10 protein-coding genes and 1 tRNA gene are annotated in these 15552 nt (G+C 43.8%); 6 read left to right on the top strand and 5 right to left on the bottom strand.

Annotated elements, in window-relative coordinates; genetic code table 11:
• Window positions 1-86 precede the first annotated feature (86 nt).
• Both AY605_RS10335 and AY605_RS10330 read right to left on the bottom strand, forming a co-directional pair.
• A tRNA-Leu gene (locus AY605_RS10335) sits at window positions 87-172 on the bottom strand.
• A 171-nt stretch (window positions 173-343) separates the two neighbouring features.
• Window positions 344-1072, bottom strand: a complete 729-nt coding sequence (locus tag AY605_RS10330; RefSeq protein ID WP_064096323.1) for a hypothetical protein — start codon at window positions 1070-1072, stop codon at window positions 344-346.
• A 174-nt stretch (window positions 1073-1246) separates the two neighbouring features.
• On the opposite strand from AY605_RS10330, the gene AY605_RS10325 reads away from it, so the two are divergent.
• Window positions 1247-1753 (top strand): hypothetical protein, encoded by a 507-nt coding sequence (locus tag AY605_RS10325; protein ID WP_064096322.1) that lies wholly within the window; start codon window positions 1247-1249, stop codon window positions 1751-1753.
• A 38-nt stretch (window positions 1754-1791) separates the two neighbouring features.
• On the opposite strand, the gene AY605_RS10320 is transcribed toward AY605_RS10325, so the two are convergent.
• From AY605_RS10320 to AY605_RS10310, 3 genes are all read right to left on the bottom strand, one after another.
• Entirely contained in the window at window positions 1792-2070 is a 279-nt protein-coding gene (locus tag AY605_RS10320; RefSeq protein WP_064096321.1) for a hypothetical protein, read from the bottom strand.
• Window positions 2071-2132: 62 nt separating this feature from the next.
• Complete coding sequence (locus tag AY605_RS10315) at window positions 2133-3455, bottom strand: hemolysin family protein (RefSeq protein ID WP_064096320.1); 1323 nt, start codon at window positions 3453-3455, stop codon at window positions 2133-2135.
• Window positions 3456-3582: 127 nt separating this feature from the next.
• Window positions 3583-4572, bottom strand: coding sequence for a LysR family transcriptional regulator (locus AY605_RS10310; RefSeq protein ID WP_064096319.1), 990 nt, complete (start codon window positions 4570-4572; stop codon window positions 3583-3585).
• 660 nt (window positions 4573-5232) lie between these two features.
• On the opposite strand from AY605_RS10310, the gene AY605_RS10305 reads away from it, so the two are divergent.
• From AY605_RS10305 to AY605_RS10285, 5 genes are all read left to right on the top strand, one after another.
• Window positions 5233-6834, top strand: a complete 1602-nt coding sequence (locus tag AY605_RS10305; RefSeq protein ID WP_064096318.1) for an isocitrate lyase — start codon at window positions 5233-5235, stop codon at window positions 6832-6834.
• A 255-nt stretch (window positions 6835-7089) separates the two neighbouring features.
• Window positions 7090-10185, top strand: a complete 3096-nt coding sequence (locus AY605_RS10300; protein ID WP_064096317.1) for a multidrug efflux RND transporter permease subunit — start codon at window positions 7090-7092, stop codon at window positions 10183-10185.
• Between the two features lie 174 nt (window positions 10186-10359).
• A complete protein-coding gene (locus AY605_RS10295; RefSeq protein ID WP_064096316.1) occupies window positions 10360-13485 on the top strand; it encodes an efflux RND transporter permease subunit in 3126 nt (1041 codons plus the stop codon).
• Between the two features lie 41 nt (window positions 13486-13526).
• Entirely contained in the window at window positions 13527-14861 is a 1335-nt protein-coding gene (mgtE, locus tag AY605_RS10290; protein ID WP_064096315.1) for a magnesium transporter, read from the top strand.
• 74 nt (window positions 14862-14935) lie between these two features.
• A complete protein-coding gene (locus AY605_RS10285; RefSeq protein ID WP_064096314.1) occupies window positions 14936-15514 on the top strand; it encodes a DUF4112 domain-containing protein in 579 nt (192 codons plus the stop codon).
• Window positions 15515-15552 lie beyond the last annotated feature (38 nt).

Genomic DNA, 15552 nt, shown 5'->3' with positions numbered 1-15552 from the left:
ATTTCGCGCTAAAAAATAAAATTCAGGCACAAAAAAACCAGCACAATGCTGGATTTTTTATTGCACCATTTTAATAAAAATTAAAATGGTGCCCGAGGCCAGACTCGAACTGGCACGCTTTGTGGGCGGGGGATTTTAAATCCCCTGTGTCTACCGATTTCACCACTCGGGCATGTGCGCAATAATAGAGGACGAAATAAAGCTTGGCAAGCAAATTTCTAAATGATCGCTTTCTTTTCAAGCAATTCCATCACTTCTTATCTGCAAACTAGGTCTATCTACCTGTTCTCTTAATGAAGAGTTGTAGATATTTAATAGAGAGAATTAAGAGTGATTGATATTACTATGAGTTATCTTTCAGATAACTATCGATGTCCAGATACTTGATGGTTTTGCAATATTGATGCTCATATTTCAGCAGTCGCGTATATAACCCGGCATAGTGATTTAATTGCTGTTTTAGTTCGGCATGCCGAGGATCATGGCTTGAATAAAAACGTAATTTTAGTCGGATCAGACAGGTCTGTTTATAAGCCCAGAAGCAGATTTTACGTAATTGTTGCAGCTGGTAATGTTCAGCATTCTGGCTATTTGTTCGGAATAAATTCTCCCGATAAAAACGTACAAAGCCAAAGCTCACACCAAAGAAGAAGAGAGTCCACATCAGCAAACTGCTTTTCATAAACAGTAAATTTAAAGCTAGCAAAAGAATTACAATAGCCATTTTGATCGGAGTGTGACGCAATGACTGGTATAATGAATAAGAAGAATGCTGAATTTGTTGCAAAATCAAGGTAAGACTCAACATCAGGAAAAACAGAATACCTAAAATGGCATAACTCTGTGCCTGAAATTCGCTGATTTGCATAAAAGTATGCTGTAGCAGATCTCGTGACATCAAACTTATGGGAATAAAAATCATGGCGGCCAAAGTCCATGGAATAATAGACTTGGCTTTATCCCAGATTCCTCGAATTTTGATCTGGCTATAGAACAGGTAATTGCCTTTAAATGCAGCCGGATACTGTCGTTTAAGTTGCTGTAACAACAGCGTCACTTGTCTAGTGGGCATCATCCTAAGATTAATTTAATATTTAGATGAAGCACTATAGTCGATTTGGCGCAAAATCGCAGAAGAAATGCAGTTTCAGAACGTAGCGCTGTTTTAATCATGAAGATTTTGATTTTTTAGCGTCGAATTATGCGAAAATAGCCCATTCAAGATTTATTTTTTTAAGGACAGTTTATGACTGATCAATCTCCTCAGGCGTTAAGCGACATCGAAATTTTAGACATCCTGCAAAGTATGAAAAAGGATGAGCTAAATACTGAGGCGCAAGCAGCAATTCGTCAGGGTGGCAAAGCTGGTCGTCAGGAAGCACATAAAGCAGCCTTGGTAGCATTGAATCAGTCATTTGAAGACAAATTTGTCGAAGCGGTATCGTTGGCTTTGGGTTTAAATTCGGCCCAGATCAAAAAAATCCGTTATAAAAAAGACCGGATCCGTATTTTAAAAGCGCACGGTATCGATTATATGGCGATTGATGGTGCTGAAACTGCACAGGTATTGTCACAAATTGCACAAGCAATTGTGCGTGAAGATGCCATTGTCACCCATGACCTGCACAATATTTTTCCGTTCTGGAAAGAAGGCTGGCCTATGGTGCAATTCGATAATGCTTATAAAATTTTAGAAGATGATATCCAGATTCACTATCAAGCTGTTCTAGAGGCTTTATTAGCGAAAGTCTAAATTATAAATAGTTTTAAAAAGCACCTTCGGGTGCTTTTTTAATCGCGATACATCAGTGCAATCAGCCAACTGATGGGCAAAATAAATAAACGCCACCAGGTGATCAAGGGCCAATAAAAATACTCTCCAAACCTCAAGGTCGAGTCGAAACCTTGTCGGCGACGTTCATGCGGATAGGGAATAATGAAAACGGTTAAAACTAGCATAATGATGGCTGCCAGTAAGAGCAGGGGATTCTGCTGTTTGGCAAAAAAGAAATAAAATAAATACAGAGCGGAATAAAAAAACAGACATGCCAAAAATGCAGAAATATTCATTACTCACCTTATGATTTTTTTATTAGAATAATTTTTTCTATTTATTAGAAAGAAGAACCAGACTAATCTGATTCTTCTTGAATAACTGAATTGGTTTCGATTAAGCGGGTCACCAGTAACTGGTCAATTTTAAAGTGATCGACATCCACCACTTCAAACTTATAAGCACCAAATATCACTGCATCTGCAGGACGTGGAATCTTGCGTAATTTATACATCATGAAGCCAGCGATGGTTTCATAGTTTTCATCATCAGGCATTTCATCAATTTCAAGCGCATGCTTGATGTCTTCAATTGGCGTGCTGCCTTCAATCAGCCAGGAATTATTGTCACGTTTAATAATTTGCTGATCGGCTTCAATCGGCGTCACCCAGTCACCCATCACGGTAATCATAATATCGGAAAGGGTAATCACTCCAACGACCAGCGCATATTCATTAATGACGACGGCAAACTTTTCCTTGGTAGAGCGGAAACGGTCTAGAACTTCCGATAAGGTCAAAGTATCCGGAATGGTCAGGACATTACGGATGGTATTTTCATTGAGCTGCAGCAGCGACTGGTTATTCAGAATACGCACCAGTATGTCTTTGGCATCCACATAGCCAATCACACTATCAATGTCATTGCTACATACCAGGAACTTGGAATAGGGATATTCTGCCAGCTTTTGCCGGATACTTTCTTCCGGTTCATTCAAGGTGAAAAACACCACATTTTCACGTGTAGTCATACTCGAAGGCACGTTACGTTCTTCCAGCTCGAATACGTTTTCAATGAAATGGTGTTCCTGCTTCTGGAGTACACCGGCCTGTGCACCGGCATCCATCACTGCAGAAATATCATCAAAAGTAATATTGTCATCACGGATGGTATTCACTTTAAACAGACGGAACAGCATGTTGGCAATCGCGTTAATGAACCATGCCAAAGGTTTGCAGACCTTAATGAAAATCTGGATGGGCTCGATGACTGAGACTGCGATCTTTTCTGGCGCAATCATGGCCAGACGTTTCGGCATCAGGTCCGCAAATAAAATAAATAATGAAGTGACGACAGTAAAGGAAAGCGCGAAGCTGATATTCTCAGCCCAAGGTCCTTGGTAAAAGCGGGAAACAAAATTATAAATATAAGGACGGAAGGCGCCTTCACCTAAAATACCGCCCAGAATGGCGACTGCATTTAAACCAATTTGAGAGGCTGCAAAGAAGTCCGCAGAATTTTCTTGTAGATCTAAAACTTTTTGAGCGCGATGTTCACCCGATTCAGCCAGAATTTTCAGTTTGACTTTACGGGCACCTGCGAGGGCGATTTCAGTTAAAGATAAAAAACCGGCCCCCGCGATGAGTATTAAGATAATCACGATATTTTGTAAGAGGCTCACAAATCCACCTGTGGATAAATAATATCTTAGGATATTTTTAGCATAAAAAAAGACTTGAGGTGTAACAATGACAGCTCAAGTCCTCAAAGTATAATCTTCAAAAATAAGAATTTAGAAGATTGTAAGGTTAATAGTTTGAAAATTGAGAATTATTGCTCAGGAATTCACGATTTTCCTCTTCAATCATTTGCCGTGCAACATATAAAATCAGCTGACGTAACCAGCGATGTGCCGGATGATGATGCAATAATGGGCACCACGCCATTTTCAATTCAAATTCCGGAATATAAAACGGCGGATCTTTTAAAATCAGATTGTGATTTTTGGCTTGCAAGCGCGCAATACGTGAAGGCAGTGTTGCGATCAGATCTACATTGGATGCTAATAAGCCTGGCATCTGATAATGACGGGTAAATACCGAAATCTTACGTTTCTGGCCAATACGTTCCAAAGCCTGATCAATCCAGCCTAAACCGGCCTGTTTTTCAGGATTCACCCCGAAACCAACACCCATACCGGTTTTAGAAACCCAGATATGCTGTGCATCTAGGTAACTTTTAAGGTTTAAGTTGCTTGCGGCAGGATGCTTGTTATTTAAAAGACAAGAAAAGCTGTCACGCCAGACCAATACCTGATGAAAACTTTGCGGAATCTCATTAAAGCGGTTAATTGCCAGATCGACCTTGCCCTGTTCCATATCACGGTAAGACACGTCACTTGGCGTCAGGAAGTCGAGAACAACATTTGGAGCTTCTGAACGCAAGGCTTTGACTAAGCGCGGTACTAAAGTGGCTTCGGCATAATCCGAGGTCATGATCCGGAAGACACGATTTGAGGTATATGGACGGAACTCGGTACGCGGTTCCAGAATCATGGACAAGTCAGCCAGGGCATCCCGAATGCGGGGCTGCAATTCTAAGGCACGTTCGGTTGGGGTCATGCCTTCAGAAGAACGAATCAGGAGAGGATCATTAAATAAATTGCGTAATCGGCGTAAAATGTTACTCATGGCAGGCTGGGTAACACCCAATTGTTCTGCGGCACGGGTGACATTTTTTTCGCGAAGAAGTACATCAAGATAAATTAATAGATTGAGATCGACTCGCTCCAGATTCATAAAAGAAATACCGAGAATAAATACAAGAAATTATGCTCATTATGCCATAACTGACGGGCTTTGTGTAAAGCACCGATGAAAAAAAAGCCATGATAAAACAACCATAGTCCATGGAATTTGTTTAGGTTGAGCTGGATTATCAAGGGGGTTTGCTAAGGGAAATAGGAGGGATTTCTGAAAGCTGATCTAGTAACTTGCTCTCTACAGACCAACCCTTAATACACTAGTTTTATAGGTAGATATTATGAGTTTGATATATGAATATTTTCGTGAAAAATAAACCAATAAATTCATGTCTTAAGACTAAGAAATAATCAGAAATCTTTATTTTTGTGAAATAAAATAGTATCTGACCCCGTCCCAGACTTAAGTCTAATGAATTATTTTTAACCTTCATGTCTAAATTTTACTCATTAATATTTTTCAATAAATTTATATAAAACAGTATGTTAATTTATTATGTTGAAACTTTACTAAGACTTTGATCTACTCATTTTTTAAATAAATACTGAAGATTCTTGCAGACTATTGGATTAATTTTCATAAGCCAACTAATCTTTAGTTATCCCAACGGATCGTCGAAAATCTGAACAAGTCATTGAGGGTGTGATTTGAGCGGTTCGTTGCAGAAAAATCCTAATATTATTACAGGAATATATCATGACTACATACCAAACAGCGATTGATGCAATCCGCGAATTAAAAGCGAAATTCGGTAACACTTGGGCAGACATCAGTCCTGAAGATGCTGCGCGTATGCAACTTCAAAACCGTTTCAAAACTGGTTTGGACATTGCGAAATATACAGCGGCAATTATGCGTCGTGATATGGCTGCTTATGATGCCGACTCTAGCAAATACACTCAATCATTAGGTTGCTGGCACGGTTTTATCGCGCAACAAAAAATGATTGCGAACAAAAAATACTTCGGTACAACTGAACGTCGCTACATCTACCTTTCTGGCTGGATGGTTGCAGCACTTCGTTCAGAGTTCGGTCCACTTCCTGACCAATCTATGCACGAAAAAACATCTGTTCCAGCATTGATTGAAGAAATCTACACATTCTTACGTCAAGCTGACGCGAAAGAACTTAATGATCTTTTCCGTGCGCTTAAAAAAGCTCAAGAAGCGGGCGATACTGCTAAAGCAGCTGAAATCACTTCACAAATCGACAACTTCCAAACTCACGTTGTGCCAATCATTGCGGACATCGACGCTGGTTTCGGTAACGAAGAAGCAACTTACTTGCTTGCCAAGAAAATGATCGAAGCGGGTGCTTGTGCACTACAAATCGAAAACCAGGTTTCTGATGCGAAACAATGTGGTCACCAGGCTGGTAAAGTAACTGTTCCACACGAAGATTTCATCGCGAAAATCCACGCACTTCGCTATGCATTCCTGGAAATGGGTCTGGACGATGGTATCATTGTTGCACGTACTGACTCTGAAGGCGCTGACTTGACTCAAAAAATCCCAGTGGTTAAAGAGCCAGGCGACATCGCTTCTCAATATATCAGCTACTTAGATACAACTGAAATTGACATTTCAGAAGCGCAAGAAGACGAAATCCTGATCAAGCGTGATGGTAAACTTCACCGTCCTAAACGTCTTGCTTCTGGCTTGTACCAGTTCCGTGAAGGCACACAAATCGACCGCGTTGTACTTGACTGTGTAACTAGCCTTCAAAACGGTGCTGACCTGCTTTGGATCGAAACTGCGACTCCAAACGTAGCTGAAATTGCTCACATGGTTAACCGTGTTAAAGAAGTTGTTCCAAATGCGAAACTTGTTTATAACAACTCTCCATCGTTCAACTGGACTTTAAACTTCCGTCAACAAGCTTACGACCGTTGGGTTGCTGAAGGTAAAGACGTATCTGCATATGACCGCGCTAAATTAATGAGCGCTGAGTACGATGCAACTGAATTGGCTGCTGAAGCTGACGAAAAAGTTCGTACCTTCCAGGCAGATGCTTCTCGTGAAGCAGGTGTATTCCATCACTTGATCACTCTTCCGACTTACCACACAGCTGCGCTTTCTACGCATGAGCTTGCTCAAGGTTACTTCGGTACTGAAGGTATGTTGGCTTATGTTGCTGGCGTACAACGTAAAGAAATCCGCGGCGGTATCGCATGTGTTAAACACCAAGCAATGGCCGGTTCTGACATCGGTGATGACCACAAAGAAATCTTCGCTGGTGACAATGCATTGAAAGCTGGTGATGATTCTAAAAACACAATGAACCAGTTCAGCGCTTAATCCGCTTAATTGATTCACCAAAAAACCCTGCAGACGCAGGGTTTTTTGTTTGAAAAAATGCTATTAATTTAGGGATGCGCAACCTCAGGAACGTGTACAGCCAGGATTATCCATAATTTCTCCATGATTGGTTTTTATCGCAGTTTTATGTGTTTAATTCTTGCAATCTGCTGCTATGTCACTGAATATTCAAATATAGACTGCTTGTATTTTGCACGACCTCTATCCCCAATTAATTAAAAGTGACTCGGACTTATGCTGTCTAAATTTTTTATCCACCGCCCGATCTTTGCTGCAGTACTGGCGATTATGGTCATGGCAATTGGCATGTTCGCGGTAATGAACTTGCCAGTGGAACGTTATCCGGATATTGCACCGCCACGGATAACAGTGGCAGCAACCTATAGCGGTGCTTCTGCGGAAACTGTAGAAGAAAGCGTGACCCAGGTGCTGGAACAGCAGATTAAAGGTATCGATCATTTGCTGTATTTTAGTTCGAGTAGTGATTCTTCGGGGCGTAGCCGGGTCAGCATTAGTTTTGAAAATGGTACCGATCCGGATACCGCACAGGTGCAGGTACAAAATGCGATTAATGGCGTTCTGAACCGCTTGCCAGAAGATGTACAACGCCAAGGTGTTAATGTCTTTAAGTCGCTTGGTGATACGCATATGGTGATCAGCCTGTACGATGAATCCGGACGCAGCAACAATATTGAACTTTCTGATTATCTGATGACCCATCTGGAACAGGATATTTCCCGGATCGAGGGAATTGGTGAGGTGGATGTCTTCGGGTCGCAATATGCGATGCGGATCTGGCTGGACCCAAGGAAATTAAAACAATATAACCTGATGCCAAGTGATGTGCGTGCCGCAATCGAATCCCAGAATACCCAGGTCGCTGCAGGTGCAATCGGAGATTTGCCTGCAGTGGAGGAGCAATACCTGAATGCCAAAGTCACTTCGGGTTCGCGACTGAAAACCGTGGACGAATTCCAGAATATTATTGTCAAATCGGATCGTGCCGGCAGCTTTATTTATTTAAAAGATATTGCCCGGGTGGAACTGGGTGCTGAAAATTATCAGTCTTATAGTACCAATAATGGTTATCCATCAGCAGGTCTGGGTATTTCACTGGCCTCAGGGGCGAATGCTATTGAAACCTCTAATCTGATTAAAGCTGAAATTGCCCGGATTTCTCAGCAATTGCCTGATGGCTACAAAATTGCCTACCCACGGGACAATACACCTTTCGTACAGGAATCAATTAAAGAGGTTGTAAAAACCCTGTTTGAAGCAGTGATTCTGGTGATCATTGTGATGTTTATTTTCTTGCAGAACTGGCGTGCGACTTTAATCCCAACTGTGACGGTTCCAGTGGTGATATTGGGGACGATGGCAGTCCTCTATACGCTTGGGATGAGTATCAATACGCTCACATTGTTCGCTCTGGTATTGGCAATTGGCCTGCTGGTCGATGATGCAATTGTGGTAGTAGAAAATGTCGAACGTCTGATGCATGAACAGAATCTGTCTGCGCAGGAGGCAGCTTTAGAGTCCATGCAGGAAATTAGTGGGGCACTGATCGGGATTACTTTGGTGCTGACCGCAGTATTTATTCCCATGGCTTTCTTTGGCGGTTCTACCGGGGTGATTTACCGTCAGTTCTCTATTACCCTGGTTGCAGCCATGTCTCTGTCCCTGATGGTGGCGCTTGTTCTGACTCCCGCACTGTGTGCCCTCATTCTCAAGCCAAATCCTCAACCAGCCAAATGGGCTGCATGGTTTAACCGGAAACTGGATCATCTGAAACAGCGCTATCTTAAACTGGCTCAGATGACGATCCGGCATCAGGCGGTGTGTCTGGTGATATTTGCCGGATTGATCTGTGTATTCGGTCTGTTCTACCGGGCCTTGCCGACCAGTTTCTTGCCGGCTGAAGACCAGGGGATTTTAAGTCTGCAGATTAAATTGCAGGAGGGCGCACCGCTGAAAAATACCATTCAGATCGGAGAGCAAGTCCGCCAATATTTTCTCGATCAGGAACAAGCCAATGTCAATCTGGTGATGATCCGTTATGGGCGAAATTTCTCTGGAACTGGTCAGAATCTGGCGACCGGTTTTGTGGCATTGAAACATTGGGATGAGCGTTCAGGTCAGGACAATACCGCACAAGCGATTCGTGAACGGGCCCTGAAGCATTTTCAAGGCAATCGCAATGCACAAATTAACGTGTCCATGCCACCTTCAGTCAATGGTCTGGGACAAACTGATGGTCTGGATTTCTGGATTCGTGATATTAATGGCAATGGCCGACAATATCTGGAACAGCAGTTTAAAGCACTGGAAGCTCAGACCGGCAATTACACCAGTTTTGAAAACCTGGGCAAACGTTCTAATCCGGACAAAGCAGAGTTGCGCGTCAATATCGACCAAAAACAGGCCATGGCCAATGGTCTGACCCAATCGGCAATTAACAGTACTTTATCCAGTGCCTGGGGCGGCAGTTATATCAATGACTTTATTGATCGTGGCCGGATTAAGCGGGTAATTATGCAGGGGGATGCAGAATTCCGTTCCAAGCCGGAAGATCTGGCGCAGTGGCATGTACGCAATGACCAGAATCAGATGGTACCTTTTAGCAACTTCTCGCAAGTGGACTGGAGTGGTGGCCCTGAAGTGGTGAACCGTTTTATGGGCTATACCGCGCTGCAAATGGAAGCAGACCGGGCCAAAGATAGCAGTTCCGGTCAGGCTATGCAGGATGTGGAAGCACTGATTGCCGAACAGGAGGGAGTCGATGTGGTCTGGAGCGGTCTTTCCTTTGAGGAGAAACAGTCGAGTAATCAGGCCATCTGGCTTTATCTGATTTCAATTGGTTTTATTTTTCTTTGTCTGGCGGCATTGTACGAAAGCTGGAGTATTCCTACTGCAGTCATGTCTGCGATTCCATTGGGTATTGGTGGTAATATCATTTTCAGTTATCTGGCGGGTTTCCCAAATGATATCTATTTCCAGATTGCATTGCTGACCACCATTGGCCTGTCCTGTAAAAATGCCATTCTGATTGTAGAATTTGCTTCGCTGGCACAGCAACAAGGCAAATCTGTAGTGGAAGCGGCTCTTGAAGGTGCATCTTTGCGTTTGCGTCCAATTCTGATGACGTCTTTGGCATTTGGCGCTGGGATTTTGCCTTTGGTCTTTGCTACTGGTGCTGGCGCGGTGAGCCGTCAGGAAATTGGGGTAAGTGTACTGGGCGGGGTGATTTTTGGAACTGTGCTGGTTCTAATTTTTATTCCCTTTATGTATGTTCTGATTCGTCGACTGATCATTAAAAAATCGCGTGCTTAATATACAGAAAAGATTGCAAAGCTAAAAAATCCCCGTATTGACGGGGATTTTTTATGGCCAATCATTTATCCGATGACTGGTTAATTTTGCAGCATGGTTTAAAAATTGCTATAGAAATCATCTATTGATAACAGAATGCATCGTGAGAATGCATCTGATGGGGATTTCTAGTTTATGTTGTCGCGCTTTTTTATTTATCGTCCCAAATTTGCAGCAGTTATTGCGATTTTCATGATGAGCCTGGGAATATTTGCCCTGCAAAAAATTCCCGTTGAACATATGCCGAATATGGATGCGCCAGCACTAGGAGTTTATGCAGGCTATCGTGGAGCATCGGCAGAAACTGTTGAGCAATCGGTTACCCAGATTCTGGAACAGGCAGTCAAAGGGATTGAAGGCCTGGAAACCTTTCATTCCAGCAGTTCGGTAGGACGTGCTCAACTTGATTTGCAATTTGAACAAGGGGTCGATCTGGATCAAGCCCAGTTACAGGTGCAAAACGCCGTCAATGGTGTACTGGGTCGCTTGCCGGAAGAAACCCAGCAAGGCGGGGTCAATGTCTATAAGTCAGGTTATGATCAGTTTGCGCTGTTAAGTTTATATGATGAAAGTGGTCAAAGTACCATAACCGAACTTTCAGATTATTTGATGGTGCATGTAGAACCTCGTCTGTCACGTATTGAGGGTATGGGGGAGATCGAGCTGTATGGTGCTGGCTATGCCATGCGGATCTGGCTCAATCCCCACAAGTTAAATCAATTCAACCTGATGCCCAGCGATATCCGTAATGCCATAGAAACCCAGAATGCACCATTGGCTTCAGGTGCGATAGGCGGTTTGCCAACCCTCGAGGGTCAATATCTCAATGCCAAGGTAAGTGGTGGTTCACGTTTAAGCAGTGTTCAGGAATTTGAAAAGATCATTGTGAAAACGACTGATTCCGGTTCATTGCTGTATTTAAAAGATGTTGCGCGAGTAGAACTTGGTGCAGAAAGTTATAACCACATTAACTATACCAATGGTCAGTTATCTTCAGCTTTATCCATTACTTTGGCCCCTCGTAGTAATGCCCTTGCTGTCTCGGAGCAGATTCAGGCGGTATTAAAAAATGCGCAAGCCAATTTGCCGCCACACTATCAGTTGCGTATGACCATGGACAAAACGCCATTTATTACCGGTTCCATTGAACAGGTGGCCAAAACACTGGTTGAAGCCATTTTTCTGGTGATTATCGTGATGTTTATTTTCCTGCAGAACTGGCGGGCCACCATTATTCCTGCTGTCACCATTCCGATTGTGGTTCTGGCCACATTTGCCGTGTTGTATGTTTTGGGGATGACCCTGAACAGCTTTACCTTATTCGCCCTGATTCTGGCGATTGGCCTATTGGTGGATGATGCCATTGTTGTAGTTGAAAATATTGAACGGCTGATGCATGAAGAAAATCTGGATGCCAAAGCTGCGGCCTTAAAGTCGATGCAGGAAATGAGCGGGGCACTGGTCGGCATTACATTGGTGTTGACTGCAGTATTCATTCCCATGGCATTCTTTGGCAGTATCACCGGCGTGATTTATCGGCAATTTTCCATCACTTTGGTGGTGGCCATGTTGCTGTCATTATTTGTTGCCTTGATTATTACCCCGACATTTGCAGCACAACTGCTTAAACGCAAAACTCATCAAGCACGCTGGGCGCGAAGTTTTAATCGTGGTATGGATCGGCTCAATGCAGGCTACCAGAAAGTGTCTGCAGGAAGCATGCGATTTAAATTCGGCATGTTGGCATTGTTCGGTATCTGTATCCTGGGGTTTGGATGGGTTTATAAAAATTTACCTGAAGGTTTAATACCTACTGAAGACATGGGCTTTGTGATGGGACAGATCGTAATGCCCGGTAATGTGCCACGCTCCGAGATTGAGAAAGTAGGACGTGAAGTGCAAGACTATTTAATGCAGCATGAATCGGAACGCATCAAGAGTATCGGCGTCTGGTATAGCGGAAATAACGTCGGTGTGGGGCCTTATCGTGGGCAGCTCTTTGTGGTATTGAAGGACTGGGCAGCACGTAAAAATCCCGAAGATTCGGTTTTTGCCATGGTAGATCGCGCCCAGAAACACTTTGCCAATCATGCCAATGCCCAGATTTTCTTTATGGCACCGTCCATGTCGAGTAATGGGCGAGTCGTAGATTTCTGGTTACAAGATTTGGATTATAAAGGGGCCGGGTTTTTACAGGAGGCATTTGGCCAGATTGAGTCACGCGCCCAAGGACAAGCATCCATTGAATTTTTACAGTTGGACCAGCCCAAAGAGAGTGCTGAGCTAAATATTCAACTCGATGTTGAGCGCGTATTGAAGCATGCTATTCCCCAGCAAAATGTCAACACTACCTTGGCTGCAGCGTGGGGTGGTACCTACATCAATGACTTTATTGATCGTGGGCAGATTAAGCGTGTCATTATGCAGGGTGAAGCTGAATACCGTTCCAAACCTGAAGACCTGGCCCATTGGCATGTCAGAAATAACCAAGGTGAAATGTTGTCTTTTAACCAGTTTAGCAGCCTTAACTGGCAGGGTGGTCCAAACAGTATTAACCGCTATATGGGCTATAATGCCGTTCCGGTCTATGCCGGCATTCCAAAAGACAAATTCTCCAGTCAGACCATGCAGGATGTTGAAACATTGGTCGATGAACAGGAAGGTGTGAACCTGGCCTGGAGCGGAGCCGCACTGGAAGAAAAGCGCAGCAGTGGTCAGGCCATTTTCCTTTACATTATTTCTATCGCATTTATTTTCCTGTGCTTAACGGCCTTATATGAAAGTTGGACAATTCCTGCGGCAGTCATCAGTGCCATTCCATTAGGGATAGGTGGCAGTATCTTATTTTGCTGGGCTTTTGGTTTCGCCAATGACATCTTTTTCCACATTGCTTTACTGACGACCATCGGCCTGTCCTGTAAAAATGCCATTTTGATTGTGGAGTTTGCCGCACAGGCAGAGCAGGCAGGCAAAACCACCTTAGCTGCAGCTTTGGAGGGCGCAAGTTTGCGCTTACGTCCTATTTTGATGACCTCTATAGCCTTTGCTGCCGGTGTACTTCCTCTAATTTTTGCGACAGGGGTGAGTGCGATTAGCCGTCAGGAAATTGGTGCCAGTGTTTTTGGAGGGGTTATCTTTGCGACCATTCTGGTACTGTTCTTTATTCCATTTATGTTTGTCTTGATTCGAACTCTGTTTCGTGTCAAAGCAACAAATAAAGTTATACAAATCAATCTAGAAAATCAGGAATACTCACTCTAGGGCGGGTAGCTTTCATACCTGCAACAAATAATGGTATGGGAATGCAGCATCAAGAAAAAATACAGCAGTTACATGAAACTCTGCTTACTGGGAACAATAATATTCACCAACTTCTACAGCAGTTAAACATTGCCGATCAGGCCAGAATTTTGTCGGAACTTGGACCTGCGGAACGCTATCTGCAATTTCAGCAGCTAGAGCGGCAGGCCGAGGTGCTGGAGTTCTTGCCACTGGCCATGCAAATCCAGTTGGCTTACCAGTTTCCTCCAGATCAGCTGGCCAGTCTGATGGATGCCATGCATTCAGATGATTTTATTGATTTATATAAGCAGATGCCTTATGAAATACAGCAGCAATTACTGGGCAAGCTGTCTACTCAGTCGCTGCAGGTGCTGCGAGAGCTGCATGCCTATCCGGAGGAAACGGCTGGTGCCTTAATGAGTTCGGACTTTATCACACTGGCGCCGGAACTTAATATGCATCAGGCGATCGAAGTACTGCGTGATATTGCCGGAAATCATGACACTTTATATCTGATCTATATTGTAGATGCGCAGCAGCATCTACTGGGTGTGATTTCCTTGCGGCAGATTATCCAGGCAGCGCCGGATGCCACGATTGCCGAAGTCATGACTACGGATGTGGTGTATGCCACAGTCGATGAAGACCAGGAACAGGTCGCCCGTACCTTGGCCTATTATGATTTTATTGCCTTACCGGTAGTCGATGCTGCACAGAAGCTGGTCGGCATTATTACCTATGATGATGCCATGGATATTGCGGAGGCTGAAAGTACTGAGGATATTTTGAAATCTGGTGCCGTCACACCTTTGAACGAACTCAGTCTGAAAACTGCACCGATCTTTAGCCTGTATCAGAAACGGGTATTCTGGCTGGTGATACTGGTTTTCGGGAGTCTATTGTCTGGAATTGGGATTGCGCATTTTGAAGAGATTATCGCCTCCCATATTGTGCTGGTATTTTTCCTGCCTCTACTGGTCGGCAGTGGCGGAAATGCAGGTTCCCAGTCCGCTACCTTGATGGTGCGCGCCCTAGCCACAGGCGATGTGCAGTTTAAGGACTGGTTTAGTCTGCTTGGACGTGAATCTCTGGTTGCCTTATGTCTGGGAGGCACCATGGCGATTGCCGTATCCATCTTGGGGTATATAAGAGGTGACTGGATGGTCGCTGTGGTGCTGGCCTTAAGTATGCTTGGTATTGTACTGATGGGCTGTCTGATCGGCATGAGCTTGCCATTTATACTCAATAAATTAAAGCTGGATCCGGCCAGTGCCTCAGCACCACTGGTTACTTCAATCTGTGATGCCACTGGTGTGATCATCTATTTATTTATTGCATCTAAATTACTATTTTAATCTACAACTGGATACACCTTAAATTAAAAAATACTTTATGCTCAATTACATTGGTTTCATTTCTGGAAAAATACATGCCTCATCCTCAACAAAAAACAAAACTAAGCCAGCAAGAAGTGATACGTCTGGAACGTGATCTGGCCAAGTTTGCCAATATGATGGATTCAGTGGTGCGTATTCCGTTTACCAAGCAAGGCGTGGGAGCAGATGCGGCTTTAAGTACGATCCCGGTTGCTGGAGATATTGCCGGTTTTGTGTTGACCTGTTATGCCATTCATAAGGCCAAACAGATCGGGGTGCCGAGCGCCAAACTCAATCCGGTCATGAAACTGGCAGTAATGGATGCAGTGGTTGGATTTATTCCTGTGGCTGGTACCGTCTTTGATATTTTTATCCGGCCGAGTCGCAAGGCGCTGGATGTCGTGCATCTGCATATACGTGAGGAATATCAGATTAGCAGCGACCGGCATGTGGTACATCCATTTCTGCATGAAAGTCTGGAACGTAAACAGCAGCAATCTGCTTTCTGGCGGAATCGTGTCGTGGCCTGGATCTGGATTCATATCCCGGATATTTTGGGCACCATATTCCTGATCCTGTTTGTTTTCGCGATCGGATGGGGCATTATGGCGCTGTATCAATGGATCAGCTGATTAAATTGAGCTAAAGAATACGCGAATGAATCCAATAA

The sequence above is a fragment of the Acinetobacter sp. SFD genome (genome assembly GCF_001647575.1).
Taxonomy (GTDB): Bacteria; Pseudomonadota; Gammaproteobacteria; order Pseudomonadales; family Moraxellaceae; genus Acinetobacter; species Acinetobacter pecorum.
The sequence above is the reverse complement of the archived record's forward strand: the minus strand, read 5'-3'. Positions and strand labels throughout refer to the sequence as shown.

What these genes read in the sequence shown, in the direction of transcription:
- AY605_RS10330 (WP_064096323.1), bottom strand. Translation starts at nt 1,072, where the DNA reads ATGCCCACTAGACAAGTGACGCTGTTGTTACAGCAACTTAAACGACAG.
- AY605_RS10325 (WP_064096322.1), top strand. Translation starts at nt 1,247, where the DNA reads ATGACTGATCAATCTCCTCAGGCGTTAAGCGACATCGAAATTTTAGAC.
- AY605_RS10320 (WP_064096321.1), bottom strand. Translation starts at nt 2,070, where the DNA reads ATGAATATTTCTGCATTTTTGGCATGTCTGTTTTTTTATTCCGCTCTG.
- AY605_RS10310 (WP_064096319.1), bottom strand. Translation starts at nt 4,572, where the DNA reads ATGAATCTGGAGCGAGTCGATCTCAATCTATTAATTTATCTTGATGTA.
- AY605_RS10305 (WP_064096318.1), top strand. Translation starts at nt 5,233, where the DNA reads ATGACTACATACCAAACAGCGATTGATGCAATCCGCGAATTAAAAGCG.
- AY605_RS10300 (WP_064096317.1), top strand. Translation starts at nt 7,090, where the DNA reads ATGCTGTCTAAATTTTTTATCCACCGCCCGATCTTTGCTGCAGTACTG.
- AY605_RS10295 (WP_064096316.1), top strand. Translation starts at nt 10,360, where the DNA reads ATGTTGTCGCGCTTTTTTATTTATCGTCCCAAATTTGCAGCAGTTATT.
- mgtE (WP_064096315.1), top strand. Translation starts at nt 13,527, where the DNA reads ATGCAGCATCAAGAAAAAATACAGCAGTTACATGAAACTCTGCTTACT.
- AY605_RS10285 (WP_064096314.1), top strand. Translation starts at nt 14,936, where the DNA reads ATGCCTCATCCTCAACAAAAAACAAAACTAAGCCAGCAAGAAGTGATA.